Annotated in this window: 23 protein-coding genes and 3 pseudogenes; 17 read left to right on the top strand and 9 right to left on the bottom strand. The window is 45.4% G+C overall.

Features of this window, described 5'->3' with window-relative positions; all coding sequences use genetic code 11:
- Positions 1-385: 385 nt before the first annotated feature.
- Positions 386-559: pseudogene (locus tag ACVC9U_RS16285) on the bottom strand (LysR family transcriptional regulator); the annotation flags it as partial.
- On the opposite strand from ACVC9U_RS16285, the pseudogene ACVC9U_RS16280 reads away from it, so the two are divergent.
- The 4 genes and pseudogenes from ACVC9U_RS16280 to ACVC9U_RS16265 form a co-directional block, all read left to right on the top strand.
- Positions 542-754: pseudogene (locus ACVC9U_RS16280) on the top strand (HNH/ENDO VII family nuclease); the annotation flags it as partial. The pseudogenes ACVC9U_RS16285 and ACVC9U_RS16280 overlap by 18 nt on opposite strands.
- Before the next feature lie 18 nt (positions 755-772).
- The gene (locus ACVC9U_RS16275; RefSeq protein ID WP_145654482.1) at positions 773-1,237 is read left to right on the top strand and encodes an SMI1/KNR4 family protein; all 465 of its coding nucleotides are present in this window, start codon (positions 773-775) and stop codon (positions 1,235-1,237) included.
- A gap of 1,097 nt (positions 1,238-2,334) precedes the next feature.
- A complete protein-coding gene (locus tag ACVC9U_RS16270) occupies positions 2,335-3,252 on the top strand; it encodes a VanW family protein (RefSeq protein ID WP_023855539.1) in 918 nt (305 codons plus the stop codon).
- A gap of 116 nt (positions 3,253-3,368) precedes the next feature.
- Positions 3,369-3,818: a YfmQ family protein gene (locus ACVC9U_RS16265; RefSeq protein WP_105979243.1), complete on the top strand. Its 450-nt coding sequence runs from the start codon at positions 3,369-3,371 to the stop codon at positions 3,816-3,818.
- Between the two features lie 25 nt (positions 3,819-3,843).
- On the opposite strand, the gene ACVC9U_RS16260 is transcribed toward ACVC9U_RS16265, so the two are convergent.
- Positions 3,844-4,110 carry a hypothetical protein gene (locus tag ACVC9U_RS16260; protein WP_142396735.1) on the bottom strand — a complete coding sequence of 89 codons (267 nt, stop codon included), beginning with the start codon at positions 4,108-4,110 and terminating at the stop codon, positions 3,844-3,846.
- Between the two features lie 97 nt (positions 4,111-4,207).
- Between ACVC9U_RS16260 and ACVC9U_RS16255 the strand changes: the two genes are divergently transcribed.
- Positions 4,208-4,669: a GNAT family N-acetyltransferase gene (locus ACVC9U_RS16255; protein WP_106071196.1), complete on the top strand. Its 462-nt coding sequence runs from the start codon at positions 4,208-4,210 to the stop codon at positions 4,667-4,669.
- Between the two features lie 68 nt (positions 4,670-4,737).
- Here ACVC9U_RS16255 and ACVC9U_RS16250 read toward each other — a convergent pair whose 3' ends face one another.
- Complete coding sequence (locus tag ACVC9U_RS16250) at positions 4,738-5,412, bottom strand: SOS response-associated peptidase (RefSeq protein WP_106071195.1); 675 nt, start codon at positions 5,410-5,412, stop codon at positions 4,738-4,740.
- 39 nt (positions 5,413-5,451) lie between these two features.
- Entirely contained in the window at positions 5,452-5,682 is a 231-nt protein-coding gene (locus ACVC9U_RS16245) for a hypothetical protein (protein ID WP_020450373.1), read from the bottom strand.
- Between the two features lie 160 nt (positions 5,683-5,842).
- Between ACVC9U_RS16245 and ACVC9U_RS16240 the strand changes: the two genes are divergently transcribed.
- Positions 5,843-6,457, top strand: a complete 615-nt coding sequence (locus ACVC9U_RS16240) for a TetR/AcrR family transcriptional regulator (RefSeq protein ID WP_026578969.1) — start codon at positions 5,843-5,845, stop codon at positions 6,455-6,457.
- A 15-nt stretch (positions 6,458-6,472) separates the two neighbouring features.
- Positions 6,473-9,097, top strand: a complete 2,625-nt coding sequence (ppsA, locus tag ACVC9U_RS16235; RefSeq protein ID WP_146874363.1) for a phosphoenolpyruvate synthase — start codon at positions 6,473-6,475, stop codon at positions 9,095-9,097.
- A gap of 26 nt (positions 9,098-9,123) precedes the next feature.
- On the opposite strand, the gene ACVC9U_RS16230 is transcribed toward ppsA, so the two are convergent.
- From ACVC9U_RS16230 to ACVC9U_RS16220, 3 genes are all read right to left on the bottom strand, one after another.
- On the bottom strand, positions 9,124-9,408 hold the full coding sequence (locus tag ACVC9U_RS16230; protein WP_020450376.1) for a hypothetical protein: 285 nt from the start codon (positions 9,406-9,408) through the stop codon (positions 9,124-9,126).
- 65 nt (positions 9,409-9,473) lie between these two features.
- Positions 9,474-9,836 carry a DUF488 domain-containing protein gene (locus tag ACVC9U_RS16225; RefSeq protein WP_035337100.1) on the bottom strand — a complete coding sequence of 121 codons (363 nt, stop codon included), beginning with the start codon at positions 9,834-9,836 and terminating at the stop codon, positions 9,474-9,476.
- 83 nt (positions 9,837-9,919) lie between these two features.
- A complete protein-coding gene (locus ACVC9U_RS16220; protein ID WP_326250460.1) occupies positions 9,920-10,684 on the bottom strand; it encodes an SDR family oxidoreductase in 765 nt (254 codons plus the stop codon).
- A 153-nt stretch (positions 10,685-10,837) separates the two neighbouring features.
- Between ACVC9U_RS16220 and ACVC9U_RS16215 the strand changes: the two are divergent.
- Positions 10,838-12,310, top strand: a pseudogene (locus tag ACVC9U_RS16215) (carboxylesterase/lipase family protein).
- 20 nt (positions 12,311-12,330) lie between these two features.
- Here the strand turns inward: ACVC9U_RS16215 and ACVC9U_RS16210 are convergent.
- Complete coding sequence (locus tag ACVC9U_RS16210; protein ID WP_020450380.1) at positions 12,331-13,608, bottom strand: MFS transporter; 1,278 nt, start codon at positions 13,606-13,608, stop codon at positions 12,331-12,333.
- 369 nt (positions 13,609-13,977) lie between these two features.
- On the opposite strand from ACVC9U_RS16210, the gene ACVC9U_RS16205 reads away from it, so the two are divergent.
- The 5 genes from ACVC9U_RS16205 to ACVC9U_RS16185 all read left to right on the top strand — a co-directional run bounded on the left by ACVC9U_RS16205 (position 13,978) and on the right by ACVC9U_RS16185 (position 18,774).
- On the top strand, positions 13,978-14,658 hold the full coding sequence (locus ACVC9U_RS16205; RefSeq protein WP_039073312.1) for a PspA/IM30 family protein: 681 nt from the start codon (positions 13,978-13,980) through the stop codon (positions 14,656-14,658).
- A 35-nt stretch (positions 14,659-14,693) separates the two neighbouring features.
- Positions 14,694-15,719, top strand: a complete 1,026-nt coding sequence (locus ACVC9U_RS16200; RefSeq protein ID WP_026578964.1) for a TFIIB-type zinc ribbon-containing protein — start codon at positions 14,694-14,696, stop codon at positions 15,717-15,719.
- Positions 15,719-16,486 (top strand): TPM domain-containing protein, encoded by a 768-nt coding sequence (locus ACVC9U_RS16195; RefSeq protein WP_441391295.1) that lies wholly within the window; start codon positions 15,719-15,721, stop codon positions 16,484-16,486. Before ACVC9U_RS16200 ends, ACVC9U_RS16195 begins: the two co-directional genes overlap by 1 nt.
- Positions 16,487-16,507: 21 nt before the next feature.
- The gene (locus tag ACVC9U_RS16190; protein WP_065643584.1) at positions 16,508-17,482 is read left to right on the top strand and encodes an SPFH domain-containing protein; all 975 of its coding nucleotides are present in this window, start codon (positions 16,508-16,510) and stop codon (positions 17,480-17,482) included.
- Positions 17,483-17,718: 236 nt separating this feature from the next.
- Positions 17,719-18,774, top strand: a complete 1,056-nt coding sequence (locus ACVC9U_RS16185; RefSeq protein ID WP_065643585.1) for an LLM class flavin-dependent oxidoreductase — start codon at positions 17,719-17,721, stop codon at positions 18,772-18,774.
- Positions 18,775-18,809: 35 nt separating this feature from the next.
- Here ACVC9U_RS16185 and ACVC9U_RS16180 read toward each other — a convergent pair whose 3' ends face one another.
- Positions 18,810-19,637 carry a TrmB family transcriptional regulator gene (locus ACVC9U_RS16180; protein ID WP_020450386.1) on the bottom strand — a complete coding sequence of 276 codons (828 nt, stop codon included), beginning with the start codon at positions 19,635-19,637 and terminating at the stop codon, positions 18,810-18,812.
- A gap of 147 nt (positions 19,638-19,784) precedes the next feature.
- On the opposite strand from ACVC9U_RS16180, the gene ACVC9U_RS16175 reads away from it, so the two are divergent.
- The 4 genes from ACVC9U_RS16175 to ftsW all read left to right on the top strand — a co-directional run bounded on the left by ACVC9U_RS16175 (position 19,785) and on the right by ftsW (position 23,567).
- Positions 19,785-20,417: a homoserine/threonine efflux transporter gene (locus tag ACVC9U_RS16175; protein ID WP_020450387.1), complete on the top strand. Its 633-nt coding sequence runs from the start codon at positions 19,785-19,787 to the stop codon at positions 20,415-20,417.
- A 193-nt stretch (positions 20,418-20,610) separates the two neighbouring features.
- The gene (locus ACVC9U_RS16170; protein WP_441391294.1) at positions 20,611-21,255 is read left to right on the top strand and encodes a helix-turn-helix domain-containing protein; all 645 of its coding nucleotides are present in this window, start codon (positions 20,611-20,613) and stop codon (positions 21,253-21,255) included.
- A gap of 15 nt (positions 21,256-21,270) precedes the next feature.
- The gene (gene rodA, locus ACVC9U_RS16165) at positions 21,271-22,428 is read left to right on the top strand and encodes a rod shape-determining protein RodA (protein ID WP_065643587.1); all 1,158 of its coding nucleotides are present in this window, start codon (positions 21,271-21,273) and stop codon (positions 22,426-22,428) included.
- Positions 22,425-23,567 (top strand): putative lipid II flippase FtsW, encoded by a 1,143-nt coding sequence (gene ftsW / locus ACVC9U_RS16160; protein WP_035337089.1) that lies wholly within the window; start codon positions 22,425-22,427, stop codon positions 23,565-23,567. The genes rodA and ftsW overlap by 4 nt, the downstream gene beginning before the upstream one ends.
- The last annotated feature ends 182 nt before the right edge of the window (positions 23,568-23,749 follow it).

Here is a 23,749-nt window from a genome sequence, read left to right as displayed (position 1 = left end):
GGCATGATGTGATAGCGCCCTAACCCTTGATATAACAGGGTTTGAAAAATTTGACCGGATTTTTAAAAATCGTTACTTAATCTAACAAACCTCCCTTTAGTTTGGAGAGGTTTTCTCTATAGCCTTGACATAGCGTTAACTATAGGTATTAACCTATATAATTCAACAAATTGGAGGATAATGAAATCTTCAAAGGACTTTTGCTATCTTGTCGTTAATATTTGTTCAATTGGTTATCTCAACTTCGTGTTACGAAACATTCGATTTGCCAGAATACTGAATACCATATGACAAGAAAGTTTTTATTTCGATTGTTTATGAAATTATATTTATTCTGGTTATAAAAACGATCTCGCTTCCATTTAATTAAATTTAAAAATCTCTCCTAAATTGCTTTTAAAAACATATCAGCAGCTGCGGAAAAAACTTGATGCTTTTTCCAAATAATATTTAGGCCAGATTCGAGTCTAGGCTCTAGTGGTCGAAAACAAAGGTTACTATCACTAGATGTATTCACTATTTTGTCAAGGGCTATCTCATACCCTATGCCCTCATCAACCTCCATCATTTAATTCAAGAAGAACTAGGTCCAATGGTTGAAATCCCTTCCTCAGTACATCAGAATAATTTTAAAGTTCTACACGGTCTGAAAAAAGGTGGCGAGAGTTTTAGGAACGATAAAGAACTCCGGCTACAATATAACAACTTTAGAAAAAGTTATTGGAAATGGAGAGCAGAACAGTTTGAAAATTGAATTTGGTAGGTGTATAAAATGGATTACTCTAAAGTTCAAAATTTCATTGAAAAATATGCAGAAGAGGATGATTTTACAGGTGACGTGAGTGAAGATAAGATAGCTTATATCGAGCATCACCTCAATGTTGTTCTTCCCGAAAGTTATAAATGGTTTTTAAAAAACTATGGCTCAGGTGGAATTTCCGGTGTGGAAATAATCGGATATGACCTTGAGGGGGCCTATGTTGTAGAGCAAACTGAGGACTATAGGAAATATTATGATTTACCCGATGGGATAGTTGTAATAGAGTATGTTGACGAGTTCTCCTATTGTCTCGATACAAATAAAATGGAAGACGGAGAGTGTCCTGTAATTGTATGGGCTAATGACGCAAGTTACGGAGATGTTGTTGCAAATAATTTTCTAGAGTTTTTCATGGAAGACCTGAAGGAGTCTAAAGAAAACTGGGAAGAAGACGAAGAGTGGGACGATGAAGAATAATTGCATATATCACGCACCGATCTCTGATTGAGTGCTTTTTTTATGTTCCAATCCGAGAAAAATCCGACAAAAAGTGGGATAAAATGGGGGACTTTCTCTACTCCATTTTGTCATACGATAGAGATAAGAAAAACGAACGTGATATCAAGTCCAAGAAGGAGAGCTTGCGGACATTGATCTTTTGCACACGGATGTTGTACAGTTGATTGGAGGCCGATTTTTTATTGGCTCAGAATGGTAGATGCACTTTCCATTATTTGAAGTGACCCCAAAAAATAAGAAATTAAGTTGTTCATCAAACATCATTCTTTAAAAGCGATGTTGTAAATTGATCGAAAGATAATTTGTTGAATTTTGGTTAATTAAGGTATAATGGGTTCTGAACTTTTAACAGAAAGGTTAAACAACTGATGTCGCACAACAAACTAATGTTTTTGCTTTTAACATTTTCATCTATTATTCACCTGCTCGGTACAATTTTTGACCCTGCGTCCAGCTGGAAGTCCTGGTTGGTGAACATTGCTTTCATTTTATTGGCCCTTCTATTTTTAAATCTCACTTTAAAAGAAAATCAACAGAACAAGTAATTGTATGCCCTTCTCAAAGAGAAGGGCATATACTTTATATTACTAGAAGAATGAACTCTGGTAAGAGTAGCTTTAATAAATGTCCCTCTAATTCTGCATCTGATATTGGGGCAAATGTGCAAATGGCATTAAAATCGCAAGACCATGGGGGTTTTAAAAATGGTCAAAAAAATTGTGAATCGATTGAATTCATTTTCCCTGCTGGGGACAATCTTTTTTATCGGCAGTTATTTGACGTGCAAATTTAATGGCATAGAGCTAGTTGGGTTCCTGTACTCAGGTATCATTTTTTTGACAGTTCTGATCGCAACCACCGTAATGTTATTCAGGCAAAAAAGAAAAGGAATCAATGAAAATAAACAGGCTTAATGCATGCTTTTACTTATTTTAGCTTCTCTCCATTAGTGTACCTTTTCAATCCGAAAATATAGATCATCATGAAAGCATCATACGTCCAGTACATCAAATATCATCTCCTGTTCATACTAATAGCGGGAGGTACATCGACTTATGCTGAAAATTTGGATGACTGGACTTTTATTATTAGCGCAGCCTGCGGGGCATTCTGACAGCTTAACGATCACCCAGCAAGGGAAGAAAGTGGCCGTTGTGAACCGCGAAGATTTTACAATGCCGCTTCCCGGGACACCGTTGATTGATGATAAAAAATACGCCGAGTTCGTTGACAGGCTTGAGCGGAAAGTACACAAGGATCCCGTCAACGCCGTGATCAATGATCAGGGAAGGATCGTTCCCGGCAAGGTTGGCTACAGCCTTTCCAGGAAGGGGGTTAGAGAGCAGTTTTATGCGTATTTTTATGGGGATGGTCCGTCCACGATAGAAGTGCCTGAATTGAACATTTACCCGAAAGTGGACAGCGAACTGCTTTCCCATATCCGGACACAGCGGATCGGTCAGTATGTGACGTATTTTAATTCCGGGAATAAAAGCAGGACGCACAACATTTCACTCGCGGCAAAAGCGATCGACAATCATGTTGTGTTTCCTAATGAGACGTTTTCATTTAACAAAGTTGTCGGTATGAGGACGCCGGACAAGGGGTATATGAAGGCTCCGGTGATCGTGAGAGGCGAATTGTCTGAAGGGGTTGGCGGAGGCATTTGCCAGGTTTCGTCAACATTGTTTAATGCGGTTGACCGGGCAGGACTGGAAATCGTCCAGCGTTATTCCCACAGCCGGCGTGTCCCTTATGTTCCGCCGGGGCGCGACGCGACGGTCAGCTGGGGCGGGCCTGATTTGCGCTTTCAAAATAAATATAACCAGCCGGTCTTGATCAGGGCGAAACGGCATGGAGGAACGATGGTTGTTACACTTTATTCCTCTGATGTGGTCAATCATCAGCTGCGGAAAGTTCCGAAGGCTCCTTCTGAAATCCCAAAAGAAGAGCATCAGAGCGGGGATCACTAAAGGTGAATGTTCATCTGGGCTGCACTTGTTCACACAATGTACAATAAAATCCTTTAGTCTGTATGATAGGATGAATCAAGGACATCTTTAAATTTCAGACAAGAGGAGATGATCGAGTGACATGGCTTTTTGTAACCTTTTTGGTTATCTTCAGTCTTTTTAAAATATTGGTCACTTGCCTTCCGAGCGGTGTCGTAGAGTGGCTGACCGGCAAATTTCAAGTTCATGTTAAGCTTGAGGAAGCGAATGTTACAGTGACGTTCGGAGGAGAGCGTTTAGAGGGATCTGACAAGAGTCAATTTATTCAAAACTTTAATGAGGCCGTATTTATGGAGCGGTATTACATCTACCCGGGAGACGAGCCGCTTTTTGTAAATCCGAAAAACGCCGGGACACCGTTTGTTATCGAAACAAAAAGAGGGAAAAACGCTGTGAAGCTGTTGGTTTACAGATACGATGATCATATAGACGTCGTTAAACAATATAAGAAAAAGACGGCCGCTTATTGTCTGCGTTCTGACGGTCTGCAAACATGCAGGGGGCTCAAAACGGCGGATTTGGTTTAAAAAGCAGGGAAAACCTGCTTTTTTATTATGATATGAAATAAAGCCTAACAGCGCTGTAACCGATCAAAAATAAACAAGTAGCGATCGTAAAGATAAATTCTCCTTTTTTATTCTTTTTCAAAAGAACGAATGAACGCACACCGAGGTTCAGTCCAAACAGGATGAATCCCACATTCAAATAAACGGGATTGAACCCGGATGGAATGATGAGAAGAAATATCCCGGCAAGCGTGATATAATGGAATGCTTTGACAAGCGGCGGTTCTTTTTCCCGCGCTGTACGGCTGTCCATTTCACCATCACCTTTCTTTAGCAGTAAAATCCTTGTATTGCATATTATTCTAATTTAAAATGTGGTTGATGAAAAGTCTTGCAAAGGGAGAAACGCCATGACTATACATATTCAACAGCTTGATGCCCCTCTGAAGCCTGAGTTTGTTGATGAACTGATTAATTTGTGGAATGATAATGCATTGGAAACGGCTGATTGCACATTGGATGATCAAGATAGACAAATGATACAGCAGCAGCTGAAACAATATGTTCAATCTGCATACGGAGCGGTTTTTGCCGTCGTGAATGAGAAGCAAGAAGCGGTCGGATACGGGCTGGCCTCTATTAAGAAAGATTTGGTCAGCGATTGTCTGAGCGGGCAAATCGATGAAGTGTACATAGCCCCGGTCTATCGAAGAAACAAGCTGGGAAAGCTTGTTGTAGATCGTATGATGGATTGGTTTGAAAGGCATCAAGTGTCTCACGTTCAAGTATCGGTTGATATCGATAATCAATCGGCGCTGCGTTTTTGGGAAGGCATCGGCTTCAGCAGTGAATTTTACCTTTTGACACAATAAATATTTTTAGAATCATGGAGGCGGTGCCCTCACCATTATGACCCGGCCGCCTCGCTAAAAAGCCCCTTTTAAGGGGCTTTTTTGATGAGCTCAGGAGAATTATGATGCGGTGAATTGACGAGAGGCGCGACTTCATACGCTTCCATCTCTTTTGACGCATATGGTTTTAAAAGGCTTTCTAAGTATGCAAGGTCTTGATTTTTCGGATTCAGCCATTCTTTTTCAGCTTGACGATCAAGAATGACGGGCATGCGATCATGAATATCTTTCATTAAATCGTTGGGCATTGTCGTAATGATTGTGCATGTATAGACGGGCTTGCCGCCGGCAGGCTGCCACTTCTCCCAAAGCCCCGCAAACGAAAACAGTCCATTTGTTTTGAGCTTGATCCTCATCGGCCGCTTTGTCTTTGCATCGGTCCGCTTCCACTCATAAAAACTGTCTGCCGGAATGAGACACCTTTGTCTGATCAGCGGCTTTCGAAAGCTCGGCTTCTCAGCCAAAGTCTCAGCGCGCGCATTGATCATTTTATAACCGATTTTCTCATCCTTTGACCACGGCGGAATCAATCCCCACCGCAGCCGCCCTAACCGGTTATGGGAACCGTCGCTGATGACGGTGAGAATGCGCTGGGAAGGCGCGATGTTATAACTGGGGCTGTAATCTTCAACCGTCATTTGATCAATCTCGAAACGGTCAATAATCTCATCAAATTCAGAAAAGAGCGTAAACCTGCCGCACATCTTAGTCACCCTTGTTTGTTTATTGAAAGTTTGAGGCTTTTATATATAAATGGCCAACAAGGCCGCTGAAACAGCCATGACAAAGCAGTCATCGCCCGTCATGGCCACGCCGTTTTTGATGAATACGCTGCAGGTCCAGTTGAGCGCCGATCCTTCTGCGGTCCGGTCAATCAGCTTTTTACCCGCTGTGTAAACACATGCTTTAAATAAAGAAAACGAAATGGAACATAAAATAAAGAGCAAAATAAACTTTACCACCAACATCAGCATTGGCTTTTCACCCCGGCATATTTTGTAAGCTCCACCTTCATTTTACCAATAAATTCATATGTTAAAACCATATTCTTGTTTTATTTTATTGACCGACTGGTCAGTAAGCGCTGCAATTTATACTAACCGATTGGTCAATAACGAAAAGGAATGATGATCAATGCCTTTACAGCTTTATGAAAAAGAACAAATACTCGATGCCTGTTTGGAGGTTTTTGCCCGGCATGGCTATGCAAAGACTTCGACTGGAATGCTGGCGGAAGCGGCCGGTATTTCAAAGGCGCTGATTTTTCATCACTTTAAAAGCAAAAAAATTCTGTACTTAACTGTGCTCGATTATTGTATTGAAAAGGTAAAGTCGCGCCTTTCCCTTGATGACCTGTCGTCTTATCATGATTTTTTTGAAGCGAAAGAAAAAATAAGTCTGGCTAAGCTTGAGTTTTTCGCGGATTATCCAAACGTATATAAGCTCACGAAAGAAGCCTTTTTTTCACCGCCTTCCGAATTAAAAGAAGAAATCGCCGCAAAGTATGGGGAGCAATTTGCCGTTAGAAATCGTATTCTAAAACAGCTTTTTGCGAAAGTTCCGTTGAGGAAAGGAGTCGATCGTGAAGAGGCGTTCGAACTCATCATGGTCATGATGGGGCATTTTGAACAAAAGTTTCTAGCGAAAGTAACGGCTGAGAACGATTATGATCCAGCCTGGAGCAGACGTCTTCTTGAAGAACGAAAACGGTTTTTGGATATGATTCGTTTCGGTATTGAAGGCGAATAAAAAGGGGGATTTCTGATGGAACACTATGTATTGGGCTTTCATGAGGTCGATCGAGCCGATTTGCCGCTTGTCGGCGGGAAAGGGATGAACTTGGGCGAGTTGTCGAAAATGGGCGGCATTCAAGTGCCTCACGGCTTTTGTGTAACCACAAAGGCATATGAAAGGATGATTGGCGAAAACGGCAGAGTCAGTGAACTGATTGATCAGCTGTCACTTTTGAAAGTGATCGATCGAGAGCAGATTAACGAACTCGCCCTACAGATCCGCAATGGTATTGAAAGGGCCGAAATCGCCGAAGAGATCAAAGAAGCGGTTAAAAGCGCTCACTCAAATGCTGGCGGCGGTGCATATGCCGTCCGATCAAGCGCTACAGCGGAAGATTTGCCTCATGCCTCTTTCGCCGGGCAGCAAGATACGTATTTAAATATAAAAGGAATAGAGGCGATCTTGAAGCATATCAGCAAATGCTGGGCTTCATTGTTTACAGAGCGGGCTGTGATCTACCGGATTCAAAACGGTTTTGACCACCGTAAAGTTCAATTATCGGTCGTCATCCAGCAGATGGTGTTTTCGAATGCGTCCGGCATTTTGTTTACGGCAGATCCCGTTACATCCAACCGGAAGGTCACATCGATTGATGCGAGCTTTGCTTTGGGGGAGGCGCTTGTATCTGGTACGGTTTCGGCAGACAACTACAAGGTTCGCGAAGGAGAGATCGTTCAAAAAACGATTTCCGAGAAAAAGACGGCAGTCTATTCTTTAGAAAGCGGCGGCACTGAGGCGCGCGAAGTCGAAGCGGGACGCCGGAAAAAGCAAACATTAACAGATGAACAGATCATAAAGCTTGAAGCACTGGGAAGGAGAATCGAAGCTCATTTCGGTTTTCCGCAGGATATTGAATGGTGTCTGGCTGATGGCGAATTTTTCTTTGTCCAGAGCAGGCCTGTAACGACATTGTTTCCTCTTCCGAAACAGAGCGATGACAAGCTGCGCGTCTATATGTCTGTCGGGCATCAGCAAATGATGACAGAGCCGATCAATCCGCTTGGGATATCGTTTTTCGGGTTGATCTCGGATTATGAGCTGACCTGTGCCGGCGGAAGGCTTTTTATTGATTTATCACACGATTTGGCATCTTTTGCTGGTCGGAAAGTCGTCCTCAGCACGGCGGGGAAAAATGATCCCTTCATGCATAGCGCTCTTGTGAATTTTTTGAAAAGAAAGGAGCTTGTCAAAACGCTACCGAAAGGGAAGCGGATGTTTAGATTAGGGGCTGAGGGGCTGTCATGGTCGCTGCCTGGTCATGCGCTGAAGATTTACCGGAAAAACGACACCGGTGTAGTCAAACGGCTCATGTCCAAAGCGGAAGCATCCATTCATGAGGCTGAACAGCGATTGAAAAATGCATCGGGTGAAACGTTATTTGCACAGATAGAAGAGGATCAAAAAAACTTGAAAAAAGTTCTCTATGATTCAGAGAGCATGGCTGTGATTATGGTTGGTTTATATGCGGTATACTGGCTCAATCGAAAAATGGAGAAATGGCTTGGCGAAAAAAATGTCGCCGATACCCTTTCTCAATCGGTATTGCACAATGTCACATCTGAAATGGGATTGGCGCTTTTGGATGTTTCCGATGCTGCCAGAGGATACCCCGAGGTTCAGAAATATTTAGCGCATGCCAATGATGAAACCTTTTTCGAAGATCTCAAACAGCTTGACGGCGGTCCCGCTTTTATCAGCGCATTGCGGGCATTCCTTGAGAAATACGGCATGCGCTGCACCGGTGAGATCGATATGACCAAGACGCGCTGGAGCGAACGCCCTTCCATTCTTGCTCCAGTGATTTTGAGCAACATCAAAAACTTTGAACCTGGTGCGCGAACGGTCAAGTTTGAACAGGGACGATTGGAAGCGGAGCAAAAGGAGAGGGATCTGTTAAGCCGTCTGCAACAACTAAAGGGAGGCAGACAAAAGGCAAAAAAGACAAAGAAGATGATCAGCGTTTTGCGGAATTTTATCGGTTATCGGGAATATCCCAAATATGCTCTGATCAAACGCTATTTTATATATAAGGAAGCGTTGATGAAAGAAGCCGCCGTTTTGCAGCGAAAGAAGCTGATTCAAGCGAAGGAGGATATTTATTATCTGTCTTTTGATGAATTGAGAGAGGCCGTTTGCGCTAATCGTCTCGATGTGAAGAAGATCGAGGAAAGAAAAGCAGAATATCAGCATTATGAAAAATTAACGCCTCCGCGAATGATGACTTCAGAAGGCGAGGTCATCACGGGAGAAGTTTTGGGAGACCACATTCCGGCGGGTGCATTGGCGGGCGTTCCTGTTTCATCGGGAGTCATCGAAGGTAGGGCAAGAGTGATTCTGAAATTGGAAGAAGCCGATATCGAAGAGGGGGATATCCTTGTCACGCCTTTTACAGATCCGAGCTGGACACCGCTGTTTGTCTCAATCAAAGGTTTGGTGACGGAAGTGGGCGGCCTCATGACACATGGCGCCGTCATTGCGCGGGAATACGGGCTTCCGGCGGTGGTGGGGGTTGAGCATGCGACGAAAGAAATTAAAGACGGACAGAAGATCAGGATTAACGGATCGGAAGGCTATGTTGAAATACTCGAATCATAAAAGTGAGCGCAGCTTCAAGCTGCGCTTTACTGTTTATAAAGGTCGGCGGACAACATCCAATCCATCAAATGCTGATACGGATAATAGGTTGTGCCATTTAATTCAATTTTAGGTATGTCAGGATATTTACTCAGCATTTCTTTCGTTTCTACTTTACTTAAACCTAAATAATAATGTAAATCGCCTTCTTTAACTAAATAGGGATAGCCTGAATAACTCCCTTTTGGGTTTTTAAAGTTTTTCAAGCCGTCACCGATAAAATAGCCTAAAGCCGCTAAACCAAGCCCGATCCAAAACAGGTTCATTTCCATGTTTACCATCCTTTTCGCATATTGCTTTATCTGTCATACGAAAAGCGTTGAAAAAAGTTTCAAGGTCAAAGGCTTTGCCGGTTCAGCATCTCATAAAGAACGACGGCATGGTTATGGCGCTCATCCTTTGCACCGTAAAGCAGAATAACGGTTTCGTCCGCAGCCATTTCTTTTAATTCCTTGAAGCTTCTCTGTTTTTCAGGCTGTTGTTTGATTTCATTTTGATAGGCTTCTTTAAACGATTCGAATTTTTTCGGGTCATGACCGAACCATTTTCTTAAATCAGGACTTGGAGCGATTTCTTTCATCCAGCAGTCAAGGTTCGCTTTTTCTTTTGAAATGCCGCGCGGCCACACACGGTCGATTAAAATGCGGCGTCCTTCTGCTTGCTGGTTTTCTTGATAAATGCGCTGGAGAATAAACGGCATTTGGATCACTCCTTCTCATTTTATGATAAAACGGCCGTCTGGAAGGAACAACCTCTATTGAAATGACAATGCCAACATTCCTTTTATTCGATGGAATGTTTTAAAGAACTGTACATTTGGCTGACGCTTTCATCGATTTCATCTCTTGACATCCGCAAGGCTTTTTCCGATCTGGCATAGCCGATTTCTAATCGGCCTTCTTCTAGCCCTTTAAAAATCGCATCGGCAAATTCATCCAAAGGAGCTCCGGAATCATGCAGTCCGACACCGCCCAGATCTGTATTGACCGCGGGAGGAGCGACCTCTTTGACCTCAACGCCGGCCTCGGAAAGCTGATGTCTTAAACTCATCGTAAAAGAATGGAGAGCGGCTTTTGTCGATGAGTAGATCGGTGCGATCGCCATCGGTGTAAACGCCAGGCCTGATGTCACATTGATGATCGCTGTTTTCCCCGGTTTTTTGGCAAAGTATTGGCTAAAGAGCATGGCCAGGTGGATCGGCGCCTCCATGTTGACGGTGATTTCTTTTTTGTAGTCAGCCCAATTGTCTATGACATCTGCTTTTAAAATGTGGTAGCGCTGCTGTATACCCGCATTATTCACAAGTACGTTTACGCCAGGGTGACGTTCTTTGACCCATTCAAATAATGCCAGTCGTTCCGTTTCATCGGTTACATCGCATACACGCGTGATCAGCTCCGGATATTTTTCCTTTGCTTCTTTCAACTTGCTTTCCCTTCTCCCGCAGACGATGACCGTATTTCCCGATTTCATAAATCGTTCGGCAAAAGCAAAGCCGATTCCTGATGCGCCGCCTGTGATCAGTATTGTGTGTCCCGACAGTTTCATTGAAACCCCTCTTTTCCGTCAAATTTTTAAACAATAGGTTGAACATCTCTTCTGATCCTATACTAGACCCTTCATTTTCCAAAATGCAAGTATTCCGATTAGACGGTATCGTCCGATTCCATTATCATTGAAAAGTGAAAGGGGTGGAATAAAATGTATGAAACGACTGTCGAAACGTGCTTTGGAAAGCTGAAAGGCAGAACGGAAAACGGTGTCCGTATCTTTAAAGGCGTACCTTTCGCAAAACCTCCCGTCGGCAAGTTAAGGTTTCGGGAACCGCAGCGAATGGAAGCCTAGGAAGGTGAGCGGGAGGCCTTTCAATTTGGTCCGGTTTGTCCGCAGCCTGACAGGGGGTTGCCTGGTGAGTCAACGGGGGTTGAAAAGTCTGAGGATTGCCTTTATTTAAATGTGTACGCACCTGAAGAGGCGGATGGGGATCTGCCTGTTATGGTGTGGATTCATGGGGGCGCTTTTTATCTCGGAGCCGGCAGTGAACCGTTCTATGACGGGACTCAGCTCGCAAAGCAGGGAAAGGTGATCGTGGTCACCATCAATTATCGCCTCGGTCCGTTCGGTTTTTTGCATCTTTCTGCAATTGATGATTCCTACACAAGCAACCTTGGCCTCTTGGATCAAATCGCGGCCCTTGAGTGGGTGAAAGAAAATATCGCTTTCTTTGGCGGAGACCGTCATCATATTACGGTATTTGGAGAATCGGCGGGATCGATGAGCATCGCTTCGCTCTTGGCGATGCCGAAAGCAAAGGGGCTTTTTCAACAGGCCATTATGGAAAGCGGGGCCGCCGCAACAATATCTGAAAAGCTTGCGAAAGCCGCAGCAGAAAGATTCTTAACGATTCTCGATATTGATCATCATCTGGAGCGCCTTTGCGATGTATCTGATCAAGAACTTCTTCAAGCCGCCGATCAGCTGCGTACTTTAATGGGAGAAAATATTTTTGAACTGATCTTTCAGCCTGCACTTGACGAAAAAACCCTCCCGCTGAAGCCGGAGGCCGCCGTCGCGAAGGGCGCGGCAAAAGGAATCGGTCTATTAATCGGAACAAACCGCGATGAAGGCGCCTTGTTTTTTGCCTCTGATTCGGAACTTTTGCCTGAGAGGAAGATCAATGAGATTTTAGAAGAATACATGGGAAAAGAGGCCGCTGAAGCCGCCGCGCCTCTGTATCCGAGATCATTGAAAGGCCATGTTGATATGATGACAGATCTAGTCTTTTGGCATCCGTCCGTTGTGTTCGCTTCGGCTCAATCACGACATGCATCTGTCTTTATGTACCGGTTTGACTGGCATGCCGATTCGGAGCATCCGCCGTTCAACAAAGCGGTGCACGGCTTAGAGATTCCGTTTGTATTTGGCAATATGGACAGTTTGGAACAACTGACAGGTACGAAGGCTGGGGAGGAAGCACAGCTGCTTGCTAAACAGATCCAGGCTGCCTGGGTGTCTTTTGCCCGCTCCGGAAATCCGAGCACCGATGATGTCAGCTGGCCTGATTATGATGAAGACTCACGGAAAACGCTGATTTTTGATCAAGAGATCGCGATTGAAAACGACACGTATTCAGAGAAGAGGAAGCTGTTGACAGCCTCAAACCTGCAGGTTTAGAACAAGCGGCTGACCACAGGTCAGCCGCTTTGGTGGTAGCGTTCGCTTTGAATGGCTTCAAGCGATTTGCCGCGCGTTTCCGGCGCCATACGGAGCCCGATGATCATATGAATGACGAGAAATGCAATCATGACGGCGCCGGCTGTTTTAAAGCCCAATCCCGTAATCATCGCAGGAACGATCAATGAGATGAGCCCGACGCCGATGCGGACGATGAAGAACATAAAGCCTTGGGCGAGCGCCCTGTATTTCGTATGAAAAAGTTCTGCCGCCCACAGCCCGTAAAACGCCTGCGCTCCAAATCCCGCAGAAATGCCCCACAGGCATACGAATAATAAAAGCTCCGTGATGTTCATCGTACCGAAGGTGAGGATGACCCATGCGGCGGTTGCCATGGCTGCTCCTATGCCAAAAAGCGTTTTCCGATTGACTTTATCGCCGAGACGGATAAAGACGAAGTATGTGGACGCCACTGTCAAAATCCATAAAAATGCCTGCAGCAGGTTGGCTTGCGCCGCTGTTAAACCGCCGACCGTCTCATAAATATACGGCATGAAATATCCCATTGTTCCGGCAACAAGGTTCCAAAACGCGTAAATTCCGATAAGGAGAATCATGGCGTGGAGGTTCGCTTTGTTGGTCAACAGCTCTTTGATCGATGCCTTTTCTGCAACTCCTTTTGCTTTGTCTTCAGCTTCTTTTCGCTTTTGCTCCTCCCAGATGGACGATTCGTGAATCTGCTGCTGCAAAATCCACGTGATGACCGCGACAACGAATAATTGGGCAAAAATCAACCGGCTTCCCAGCAAACCGAGCGGTGCCAAGGCAACCGATAGCAGCAGCGTAAGCGCCGGTCCGACCGACCATGCCAGCTGCCCCCAGCCGACGCGTCCGGCGCGTTCGTGATCAGGCGCCTCCTCGGCAATATAAGTCCAAGCAGCCGGAATCGCTGCGCCCACCGCAATTCCCGTCACGATGTAACCGGTTAAAAGCATCGGAAAATTAAACGACACGGCAATCAGCAAAACGCCAAGCATATAGACTAATAAATCGTACTTGTATATGAATTTTCTCCCGTAACGGTCGACTAAAAAACCGCCGAGAAAAGCGCCGATCGCCGCGCCGAAACCATTTGCGCTTAAGGCGCCGAGAAGCCCGACCCGGGCGTCGTCCAACCCTAAATATTCAACCCATAACGAAAGCCCGCCGGCCCCTGCGACGATTGATCCCGCCTCCAAATAGTTGGACATGGCAACCGTGATCGTCGACTTCAAACTGCCTTTTTTTCTCCCTGGCATGATTCGCTCCCCTTTCAAATCAGAATTCTTTTCTGACAGAAGCCGGATTGATGCGTTGAATGCTGGATTTTTCTTTCGTGAGTCACGCGAATATGTAAGCGCTGTCATTTTCTGGTGATACCGACCCTGCATCCGTTCCAGCTTGCATGCTGTTCCGAATGTTTTTCATATAGTATTACTTTATTCCGAAATCAAAAATAAATCAACATATAAATCAGAATATTCCGTCTGAATATTTTTGTTTTTGTTTGAAAATTTTTCTCGAAAAACTGCCATTATATCAATTTTTTATTAAAAAACCGAAACTTTTCCTCTGGAAAAATAGTATATTTAAACTAAGTATATTTTACTATAAGGAGGAGTTTTTAGATGAGTATATTAAGCAGGTTCAAAGACATTATGGCCAGCAATATTAACGCTTTGCTTGATAAAGCAGAGGACCCGGAAAAAATGGTGGATCAGTACGTCAGGAACTTAAACAGCGACTTAAACAAAGTAAAGGCGGAAACGGCGTCTGTCATGGCGGCCGAGCAAAGGGCAAAAAGAGAACTGGCGGATTGCCGGGCGGAAATCGACAAGCTTGAGCGCTATGCAATGAAGGCATTGGAAGCCGGCAGCGAGGCGGATGCCCGAACATTTTTAGAAAAGAAAGCGGTGCTGGAAACGAAGGGGTCCGAATTAGAAACTGCATTACAAACGGCGTCATCCAATGCGCTTCAAATGAAAAAAATGCACGATAAGCTTGTTTCTGATATCGGAGAGCTTGAAGCGCGTCGGGCCGCGATCAAAGCGAAATGGACAGCGGCGAAAACACAGGAAAGAATGAATAAACTCGGTGCATCTGCAGCGAATGCCAACCATTCAATGTCCGCTTTTGGCAGAATGGAAGAAAAGGCCAACCGGGCGCTTGATGAAGCGAATGCGATGGCTGAACTGAACGCCGCTCCTCAAGATGACGTAGAAGACCTGAAAGCTAAATATGATAGCCCCTCTGGTGTGGATGATGCGCTTGCCGCACTGAAAGCAAAAATGGCGGGTCAAAAGTCATAACAATTTGAAATGAATAAAGTGAGAGGTTAAGAGACATGGTGATTTCTTATAAATGTCCGGGCTGCGGGGATGACATGGCCTTTGACGCTGAATCCGGCACGCTGGCCTGCCGGAGCTGCGGGAGACAGGACAAGATTGAAAACATTCCGGAAGAATTAAAAACAGCGAGATTTACTGAAGACGAAGCAACAGAATATCATTGCCAAAACTGCGGCGCTATTTTGATCACTGAAAAAGAAACGACGGCTACCTCCTGCAGCTTTTGCGGGGGAGCGGCAGTGATCGCCGACCGCCTGTCCGGAAACCTTGCCCCGGCAAAGGTCATTCCTTTTACGATCAGCAAAGAGGAAGCGGCAGACGCGTTTCGCAAGTGGTGCAGAAAAGGGCTGTTAACACCAAAGGGCTTTATGTCGGCGGACCGGATTAAAAGCATCACAGGCATGTACGTTCCTTTCTGGATGTACGATTTAAACAGCAAAGTGCAGGTCAGCGCCCGCTGCACAAAGGTACATAGGTATACACAGGGCGACTACATCTATACGAAGACCGAACATTATGATGCGTTTCGCGATATCAATCTCGACTACATCAAAGTCCCGGTGGATGCATCAGAAAAGATGAACGATGAATTGATGGACAAATTGGAGCCTTATCCGTATGATCAGCTGAAAGATTTTAAAACCGCCTATTTGGCAGGCTACATCGCTGAAAAATATAATTACGATGATGAAGAGCTTTTTCCGCGGGCGAAAAGCAAAATCAGCGGCTACATCGAGTCATATATCGATTCCACCTTATCCGGATACAGCTCCGTCGATGTGAAAACGAAACACGTCGATACGCAAAAAATGAAAAGCTTTTATGTGCTTTTGCCCGTCTGGATGGTCAATTACAACTACAAACAAAAGGATTACATTTTTGCGATGAACGGACAAACGGGAAAAGTCGTCGGCAAGCCGCCGATCAGCTCATTTAAAGAAAAGATGTGGTTTAGCGGACTGGCTGTCTCCATATTTGCGGTCTGGAAAATCATCGCTGCTGTGATGGGAGGCGGGGCATGATGAGAAATTTATTGAGAAGCGCAATGATCCTATGTATGATTTTCCTTGTCTTCATCCCTATAGCCTCCGGTGCGGCAGCCTCTGAACAGAAGCGGTATGTTTATGATGAAGCCGGGCTTCTGACCAAACAGGAAATCGAGAAGCTGGAGACGCTGGCAGCCAAATTGGGAGCCGAACGGGAAACCGACTTTATCATTGTGACGACCGATGATACGAATGGCCGCGATGTAAAGAAATATGCGGAGGACTTCTATGACGAAAAAGCGCCCGGCTATCAGAAGAAGCATGGAAACGCAGCTGTGTTAACGGTTGATATGGAGCATAGAGAAGTCTATCTTGCCGGCTTTAAAAAGGCTGAAGAATATTTGAATGACGCCAGACTGGACAAAATTAGAGAAAAAATCACGCCGGATATATCTGGCAATCATTATGAGGCCGCATTCGAAATGTTTATGAAGGCGGCGTATGATGATATGGAGAAGAAACCATGGGCGGACAGCATCTTTTTTAAGACATGGTTTCAATTGCTTGTGTCAGCAGTCATCGCGGGAATTGCCGTCGCCATTATGAAATACAATTCAGGCGGCAGAGTGACCGTAAGTGCAAACACGTATATGAACGGTGATACTTCCGGAGTGATCAGAAAGAATGACGAGTACATCAGAACGACCGTCACAAATCAAAGAAAACCGTCCAATAATAAAAGCTCAGGCGGCGGAACGACGAGCGGAGGACATTCGCACAGCGGCAGCCGGGGAAGCTTTTAGAAAGGGAAAGGAAGAGCTCAAATGGTGTTTTTTAAAAATCAATTTGCAAATGTAGTAGAGTGGGATGAATTTCGCGATGATATGATTTTCTACAAATGGAACAACCGCGAAATCAAAAAGGGGAGCCGGCTGATCATTCGTCCCGGTCAGGATGCCGTCTTTTTAAACAATGGAAAAATTGAAGGCATATTCCAAGATGAAGGCGACTATGATATCGAATCTGAAATTATTCCTTTTTTATCTACTTTAAAAGGTTTTAAATTTGGCTTTAACAGCGGGATACGCGCCGAAGTCCTGTTTGTCAATACGAAGGAGTTTACCGTCAAATGGGGGACGAAGAATGCCATCAATATCCCGGCTGCAGGACTACCGGGCGGCATGCCGATCAGAGCGAACGGCACATTTAATTTTAAGGTGAATGATTATGTCGCATTAATCGATAAAATTGCCGGTGTGAAAGATCAGTATGTTGTGGAAGATATCAAAATACGGATCACATCTATCCTTGATCAGCTTTTGATGAAGTGGATCACAAAAGAAGGAAAAGATATGTTCAACCTTCAAGCCAACGCCTTTGATATCGCAAAAGGGATCAAGGAAGACCTTGATATGGAGATTGTCAGCGACGGCATGACGGTTACAGGCTTTAACATCATGAGTTTCAATTATCCGAAAGAAATCCAGGACATGATCACGAAGAACGCTTCCCACGGCATGGTTGGCGATCTGAACAGATATCAGCAGATCTCCATGACAGACGGCATGGCGTCAGGAAAGATGACAGGCGGCAGTGCCGCATCCGATATGGCCGGCATGATGATGGGGATGAACGTAGCGAACCAAATGATGAATCAGATGAACCAAAATCAGCAGGCGCAGACACCAACGCCCCAAAGCACGCCGCAGGCAGGGACAAAGCCGAACTTCTGTCCAAACTGTGGAACGAAAACGGGGGAAGCCAACTTCTGTCCGAACTGCGGGCAGAAACTTGTGTAAGCTGGTATCTTCTTTGTGAATGCATGAATACCAGACCGGCATGATTGCCGGCAGACCAAGCTGGAAAACAAATGGAGCAGAAGCTGATCCTGATTCACAAGTCGGATCAATTGCATGATCAGAACGCCCGCCGTATTCTATATATAACAATGTGAGTGCCGGGTGAAAAGAATACGGCATACATCAATCAACGATGTACAGAATAATTAAAGGATACAATGTGGAGGAAAAGCGACATGGAATTAGGCATCAGCACCTTTGTAGAAACGACCCCTGATATCAAAACCGGAAAAGCCATTAGCCATGCGGAGCGGCTGCGCGAAGTAGTGGAGGAGATCGTCCTTGCCGATCAGGTGGGCTTGGATGTATTCGGAGTTGGAGAGCATCATCGTCAAGATTACGCAGCTTCTTCTCCTGCCGTCGTCCTGGCCGCAGCGGCTGCACAGACGAAGCACATCAGATTAACGAGCGCGGTCACCGTGCTGTCGTCGGCTGATCCCGTCCGTGTTTTTCAGGATTTTGCGACGCTCGACGGGATTTCAAACGGCAGGGCGGAAATCATGGCGGGCCGAGGGTCTTTCATCGAATCCTTTCCGCTGTTTGGATATGATTTAGATGATTATAATGAGCTCTTTGAAGAAAAGCTTGATCTGCTGCTCGAGCTGCAAAAGTCGGAAAGGGTCACATGGAGCGGCAAACATCGTCCGGCTATTCAAAATACAGGCGTGTACCCGCGCCCTGTGCAGAATCCGCTGCCCGTATGGATCGGAAGCGGCGGAAACCAGGAATCCGTCGTGCGCGCCGGCCTGCTCGGCCTGCCGCTGGTTCTCGCGATTATCGGGGGGAGTCCGCAGCATTTCGCCCCGCTTGTTGAGCTTTATTACAAAGCGGCGGAACATGCAGGGCATGATGCCTCAAAGCTGACAGTCGCTTCCCATTCCCACGGCTTTATTGCGGAGGATACCGAGACGGCCGCCGATCGGTTTTTCCCTTCCACCCAGCAGGCTATGAATACACTTGCGAGGGAGCGGGGCTGGGGGCCGTACAGCCGGTCGAGCTTCGATGCAGCCAGAAGCTTTGAAGGGGCGCTCTATGTAGGCGATCCCGAGACGGTGGCGGAAAAAATTATTCACCTGCGCAAGAATGTCGGGATCACCCGCTTTTTGCTTCACGTTCCGGTCGGTTCGATGCCGCACGAAGATGTCATGAAGGCGATTGAACTTTTTGGAACAAAAACGGCGCCGCTCGTCAGGGAAGAAGTATCCCGCTGGGAGGCAACCGAAAGATCATAATTATAAAAGGCCCGCGCTTTCTTTGCGCGGGCCTTTTATTTCATATAATGCTTTTTGAAATCCGGATGAATCGAAAATTTTCGGCGCAAATGGATCAGGTTTTCGCCGAAACTTTCCTCCAATACCTCTCTGTGCTTCTTCATGATTTCCATCAGATACAGATCATGAATCATCACTTCGGTAATCGGCATCACCAAGCCTACATGCATCGTCCAGGCTGCGCGGCTGTCTTTCCCGTGCGAGACAATGCCGGCCACGACTTCCGAATCGTCGACGCTGAATACAAGCCAGCGTCCGTCGTACTCTTCTGTAATTTGCGTGCTGCTGTCATGGAGATAGACATTGGCGAAATCAGCTTCAATGTCGCCGTACGCAATGATGGTGACGATGACGCCTTTTTTTGCGGCCTGCTTGAGTTCCGGCTCCAATTCAGGAAAATCCTCTTTCCAAATTTCGAGGAGAATCCTTTTTCCGGCTGATGATATACAAGCCTTTACTTTATCGATAATCTCGCTTCGTCCGGTGATGTTCCAAATATTTTCCCGGTCATTTGCAGTGCGCTCAAACTTCTCGAAATATTTTTCTGCCTGTTCAAAAGTCTCTTCCGCTTTCAGCCGCCGGTTTTTAATCAGTTCCTTGGCGGGAACGGGGATGTACTGCGGTGTGCCGCCGTAGCTGACAAAGATATCGCCGCGGATCACGAGGCTCTCCAGCACTTCGTATATTTTCGACCGGGGAACACCCGATTTTTTTGCCACCGCATAGCCTGTCAGCGGCGATTCTTCCAAAAGCGCCAAGTATGCTTTCGACTCATACTCGGTGAAATTCAGGTTTTTCAGTACGTCTAATATGTTTTCCTTCATAAGCCCTCCAGCTTCAACAAGAGTCGCTACCTTTGTCACTCATATTTTGCTGGATGTATTGATTTATTTCAAGTCCGCTGATACACTTTTTAATAAGTGGTTACTAAAGTAGTCACTATATAAAACCAGTATGGGGGGAGACATCTGATGGATAGCCTGCTGTCATACATATCGATTGCCGCCATGATGGTGGTGATACCAGGAGCAGATACGATGCTTGTGGTGAAAAACACGCTTCGCTACGGGCCGAACGCCGGGCGCTGCAATGTTCTCGGTTTGGCGACAGGGCTTTCTTTCTGGACGCTGATTGCCGTTCTCGGCTTAGCGGTGGTGATTGCGAAATCGGTGATTCTGTTCAATACGATCAAATACTTGGGGGCGGCCTATTTAATATATTTAGGCATTAAAAGCTTTTTCGCGAAAAAAATGTTTTCTTTGGAGGACATACAAGCCGAGAAGAACAAAACCGAAAACGCATCAAGCCGGCATTATAAGGATTCGTTTATGCAAGGATTGTTCAGCAACGTTCTGAATCCGAAAACTGTTTTGGTTTATATCACGATTATGCCTCAATTTATTAATTTAAGAGAAAGCGTCAACCAGCAGTTGATCATCCTCGCTTTAATCCTTACCTTTCTTGCTGTGTTTTGGTTCCTCATCCTCGTATATTTGATCGATTTCGCAAAAAAATGGCTGAGAAGCGTGAAATTCCAGAAGGTCTTTCAAAAAGCCGCGGGGCTGGTGCTTGTCGGGTTTGGCGTTAAAACGGGTTTGGATTGATATCGGATAAGGAGTGAGTTTTGACTCGCTCTTTTTTTGTTTATTTGTCAACGATTATAGGGTGGAATAAGTGAGATAAAACAGATGTCTATGGTTATTTGTTGACATTTTGACAACGGTTCTATATATTTATACCGACTTGGCCTTTTGGCTGATAGATTGATACATTTTTAGTGTGAGAGGAGAAAGGCTCGTGGATGAACAAAAGAAAAATCAGCTGGGGGCGCTGCTGAAAGAGCATTTGCGAAAAAGATCATTATCTTTAAGAGAATTGAGCGAACGCACTCAAATCGATAAAGCGACCATCTCAAGAATCATCAATGGCAAAAGAAAAGCAAACCTGAACCATTTGCAAAGGTTTTCAGAAAGTCTCGGCGTTTCTTTTGATGAGATGATGACAGCGGCCGGCTATGCGATCGAGAAGACGAGGGAAAGCGAACGTCAGGATATTCACTCGTCAGTTGCCGAAATTGAAGATGTTTTGCAAACCTCAAATGTCTATGATCGGTCCTTTACCACGGAAGAACTGAAAAACAAATTGAATGAGTACGAACAATATTCCCAGACGGAGGAAGGAAAGCGTACCATTCTGGCTGAGTTTGAATCCAAAGTCGAGAAAGTCGCCGGCGTTGGTCCTTTTCTGACCCGTTTGCACGACATGTACAGACGATTTACCTCAGGGCGGGGGACGCCGCGTGAATTGCTGCTGATGGGCGGCGCTTTGCTGTATTTCATCGTTTCTGTTGATGTCATACCGGATTATATTTTTCCAATCGGCTATATTGATGATGCCGCAGCGGTTCAATTCGTTTTCAACCAGCTGTCACATAAATCATGATGGAGCATGTTACAGATGAAAAGAAAGCCTATCAACATTGACATCAGCCTTCTGCTCATTCTATTTTGTTTGTTTATCATCAGTCTGCTGGCCGTTTACAGCGGGTCCGGCCAGTATGAAACACAGGACCCTTTTTATTTTGCGAAACGGCAGGTTTTTTGGTATCTTGTCGGGTTTGGCGTCATGGCGGGAACGGCCTACATCGACTATGAGCTGCTAGAACGATTGGCGCTTCGTTTATTTGCGGGAGCCGTTTTTCTTCTGATTCTCGTTCATTTTTTTGGAACTTATAAAAATGGTTCGCAAAGGTGGATCAGCTTCGGAGTCATCGAAATCCAGCCTTCAGAATTTATGAAGATCATTTTGATTCTTCTGTTGGCTTCGATACTCAACCAATTTCAGCATAAAAGGTTCTCCTTCACGGAGAGCATCATACCGACGGGGAAAATCATGGTGTACACGGTGATTCCGTTTTTCTTCATATTGGTACAGCCTGATTTAGGGTCCGCATTGGTGATTTTGTCGATCGCATTCACGTTGATGCTTGTCTCGGGGATTTCGGGGAGAATGATCATGTCCTTGTCGCTTGGATTCATGGGATTGGTCGCCTTTTTGACGTATTTGCACAATCATTACTTTGAGATTTTTTCAAAGATAATTAAGCCTCACCAGCTTGACCGGATATACGGCTGGCTCAGTCCTCATGAACATGCTTCTACATATGGATACCAGCTGACGCAGGCGTTATTGGGGATCGGATCGGGCCAGATGTCAGGAAGCGGCTTTACTCATGGAACCCAAGTGCAGGGAGGGAAGATTCCGGAGGCTCATACCGATTTTATTTTCGCCGTGATTGGTGAAGAATTCGGCTTTTTGGGTGCCGTCACATTAGTCTGTCTCTATTTTCTGATGATCTACAGAATCATCAGGATCGCGATTTCGTCCAACAGTCTGTTCGGTCTTTATATATGTGCGGGGGTTGCGGGGTTGATTGTATTCCAAGTGTTCCAAAATATCGGGATGACGATCGGGTTAATGCCGATCACAGGGCTCGCTCTTCCGTTTATCAGCTATGGCGGCAGCGCGCTGCTGACCAACATGATCGCCTTAGGTCTCGTTTTCAGTGTGAATATCAGATCTAAACATTACATGTTTGGGAATGACTGGGGATGAAGGTGCACAAAATGATTCTTTCCCATCTAAAGAAACTGGATTATGTATTGATTGCTTCGGTTCTGTTTTTATCCTCGTTTGGCTTGCTGATGGTATACAGTGCCGGCTACCCCCTCGGATATATGAAGTATCATGATGGCAGCTATTTTTTTATGAAGCAGCTGCAGTGGCTGCTCATCGGTTTGACCTTTTTTTCGGCTGCCGTCTTTTTCCCTTACAAAGCTTACAGCAAACTCATCCGTTTTTTGGTGAAGCTTTCTTTTTTGCTGCTGATTCTCGTTTTGCTGCCGGGAATCGGGATGGAGAAAAACAATTCTCAAAGGTGGATTCAACTCGGTTCGCTCATGATCCAGCCGTCCGAGGCTGTGAAGCTTGTGATGGTTATTTATTTCGCCTATGTGTATGCAAAAAAGCAGAGATACATCGCCGATTTTGGAAAGGGCGTCATGCCGCCGCTGATCATTTTGGCCGCTGTGTTTTTTTTGATTTTAAAACAGCCCGACTTGGGCACCGCTGTTTCGATCCTGTTAAGCTGCGGAGCGGTTCTGTTGTGCGCCGGCCTTAGAATACGGCACTTGCTGCTTCTCGGAACAATGGCAGGGGCGGGCATCGCATATTTTGCTATGACAGCGTCGTACCGGTTAAAAAGGCTGACATCGTTCAGCGATCCTTTTCAAAATGAAAACGGAGACGGCTACCAGTTGATCAATTCCTACCTTGCCATTGATTCGGGCGGGGTATGGGGGAATGGATTGGGGAACAGCGTTCAAAAGCTGGGGTTTCTTCCTGAAGCCCATACAGACTTTATCATGGCGGTCATCAGTGAAGAACTCGGCGGTGTCGGGCTGTTGATGATCATCGGGGCCTACCTGTTGATCATGTTCAGAGGTGTTAAGATCGCTGCACAAATCGATGATCCGTTTGGAAAGCTGCTGGCGGTCGGCATTACTTTCCAGATCATGATTCAGGCATTATTTAACCTGGGCGCTGTTTTCGGCCTTCTTCCCATTACCGGAATTCCTCTTCCGTTTGTCAGCTACGGAGGTTCTTCGTTAATGTTCATGCTGACGTCAGCCGGGATATTGGTCAACCTCTCCTCACATGTGAAGCGGGGAGTAAAAAAAGAGGGGCCTTTCTGATGTAGAAAGGCCTTTTCCCGATTTTGAAGTTAAAATTGACGAGATGATCCTGTCATCAGGAATTTATCTTCTCATATCGCATTTGACCGTGACTCCATTTTTATATAAACGCATCCATATTGATAAATAAAGGAAATCGTGATATATTCAAGGTGTGAAACAGAATAATCTTTAGATGAATG

It is taken from the genome of Bacillus sp. GM2 (genome assembly GCF_056155945.1).
Note: the sequence above shows the minus strand (reverse complement) of the source record. Positions and strands in the feature narration are given on the sequence as shown.

Coding starts and splice junctions, on each gene's coding strand:
- ACVC9U_RS16240 (WP_026578969.1), top strand. CDS start 5,843: ATGCCTTTACAGCTTTATGAAAAAGAACAAATACTCGATGCCTGTTTG.
- ACVC9U_RS16255 (WP_106071196.1), top strand. CDS start 4,208: ATGACTATACATATTCAACAGCTTGATGCCCCTCTGAAGCCTGAGTTT.
- rodA (WP_065643587.1), top strand. CDS start 21,271: ATGAAAAGAAAGCCTATCAACATTGACATCAGCCTTCTGCTCATTCTA.
- ACVC9U_RS16225 (WP_035337100.1), bottom strand. CDS start 9,836: ATGCCGTTTATTCTCCAGCGCATTTATCAAGAAAACCAGCAAGCAGAA.
- ACVC9U_RS16195 (WP_441391295.1), top strand. CDS start 15,719: ATGAGAAATTTATTGAGAAGCGCAATGATCCTATGTATGATTTTCCTT.
- ACVC9U_RS16185 (WP_065643585.1), top strand. CDS start 17,719: ATGGAATTAGGCATCAGCACCTTTGTAGAAACGACCCCTGATATCAAA.
- ppsA (WP_146874363.1), top strand. CDS start 6,473: ATGGAACACTATGTATTGGGCTTTCATGAGGTCGATCGAGCCGATTTG.
- ACVC9U_RS16200 (WP_026578964.1), top strand. CDS start 14,694: ATGGTGATTTCTTATAAATGTCCGGGCTGCGGGGATGACATGGCCTTT.
- ACVC9U_RS16205 (WP_039073312.1), top strand. CDS start 13,978: ATGAGTATATTAAGCAGGTTCAAAGACATTATGGCCAGCAATATTAAC.
- ACVC9U_RS16245 (WP_020450373.1), bottom strand. CDS start 5,682: ATGCTGATGTTGGTGGTAAAGTTTATTTTGCTCTTTATTTTATGTTCC.
- ftsW (WP_035337089.1), top strand. CDS start 22,425: ATGAAGGTGCACAAAATGATTCTTTCCCATCTAAAGAAACTGGATTAT.
- ACVC9U_RS16180 (WP_020450386.1), bottom strand. CDS start 19,637: ATGAAGGAAAACATATTAGACGTACTGAAAAACCTGAATTTCACCGAG.
- ACVC9U_RS16220 (WP_326250460.1), bottom strand. CDS start 10,684: ATGAAACTGTCGGGACACACAATACTGATCACAGGCGGCGCATCAGGA.
- ACVC9U_RS16190 (WP_065643584.1), top strand. CDS start 16,508: ATGGTGTTTTTTAAAAATCAATTTGCAAATGTAGTAGAGTGGGATGAA.
- ACVC9U_RS16275 (WP_145654482.1), top strand. CDS start 773: ATGGATTACTCTAAAGTTCAAAATTTCATTGAAAAATATGCAGAAGAG.
- ACVC9U_RS16175 (WP_020450387.1), top strand. CDS start 19,785: ATGGATAGCCTGCTGTCATACATATCGATTGCCGCCATGATGGTGGTG.
- ACVC9U_RS16260 (WP_142396735.1), bottom strand. CDS start 4,110: ATGGACAGCCGTACAGCGCGGGAAAAAGAACCGCCGCTTGTCAAAGCA.
- ACVC9U_RS16210 (WP_020450380.1), bottom strand. CDS start 13,608: ATGCCAGGGAGAAAAAAAGGCAGTTTGAAGTCGACGATCACGGTTGCC.
- ACVC9U_RS16270 (WP_023855539.1), top strand. CDS start 2,335: ATGCTGAAAATTTGGATGACTGGACTTTTATTATTAGCGCAGCCTGCG.
- ACVC9U_RS16230 (WP_020450376.1), bottom strand. CDS start 9,408: ATGGAAATGAACCTGTTTTGGATCGGGCTTGGTTTAGCGGCTTTAGGC.
- ACVC9U_RS16250 (WP_106071195.1), bottom strand. CDS start 5,412: ATGTGCGGCAGGTTTACGCTCTTTTCTGAATTTGATGAGATTATTGAC.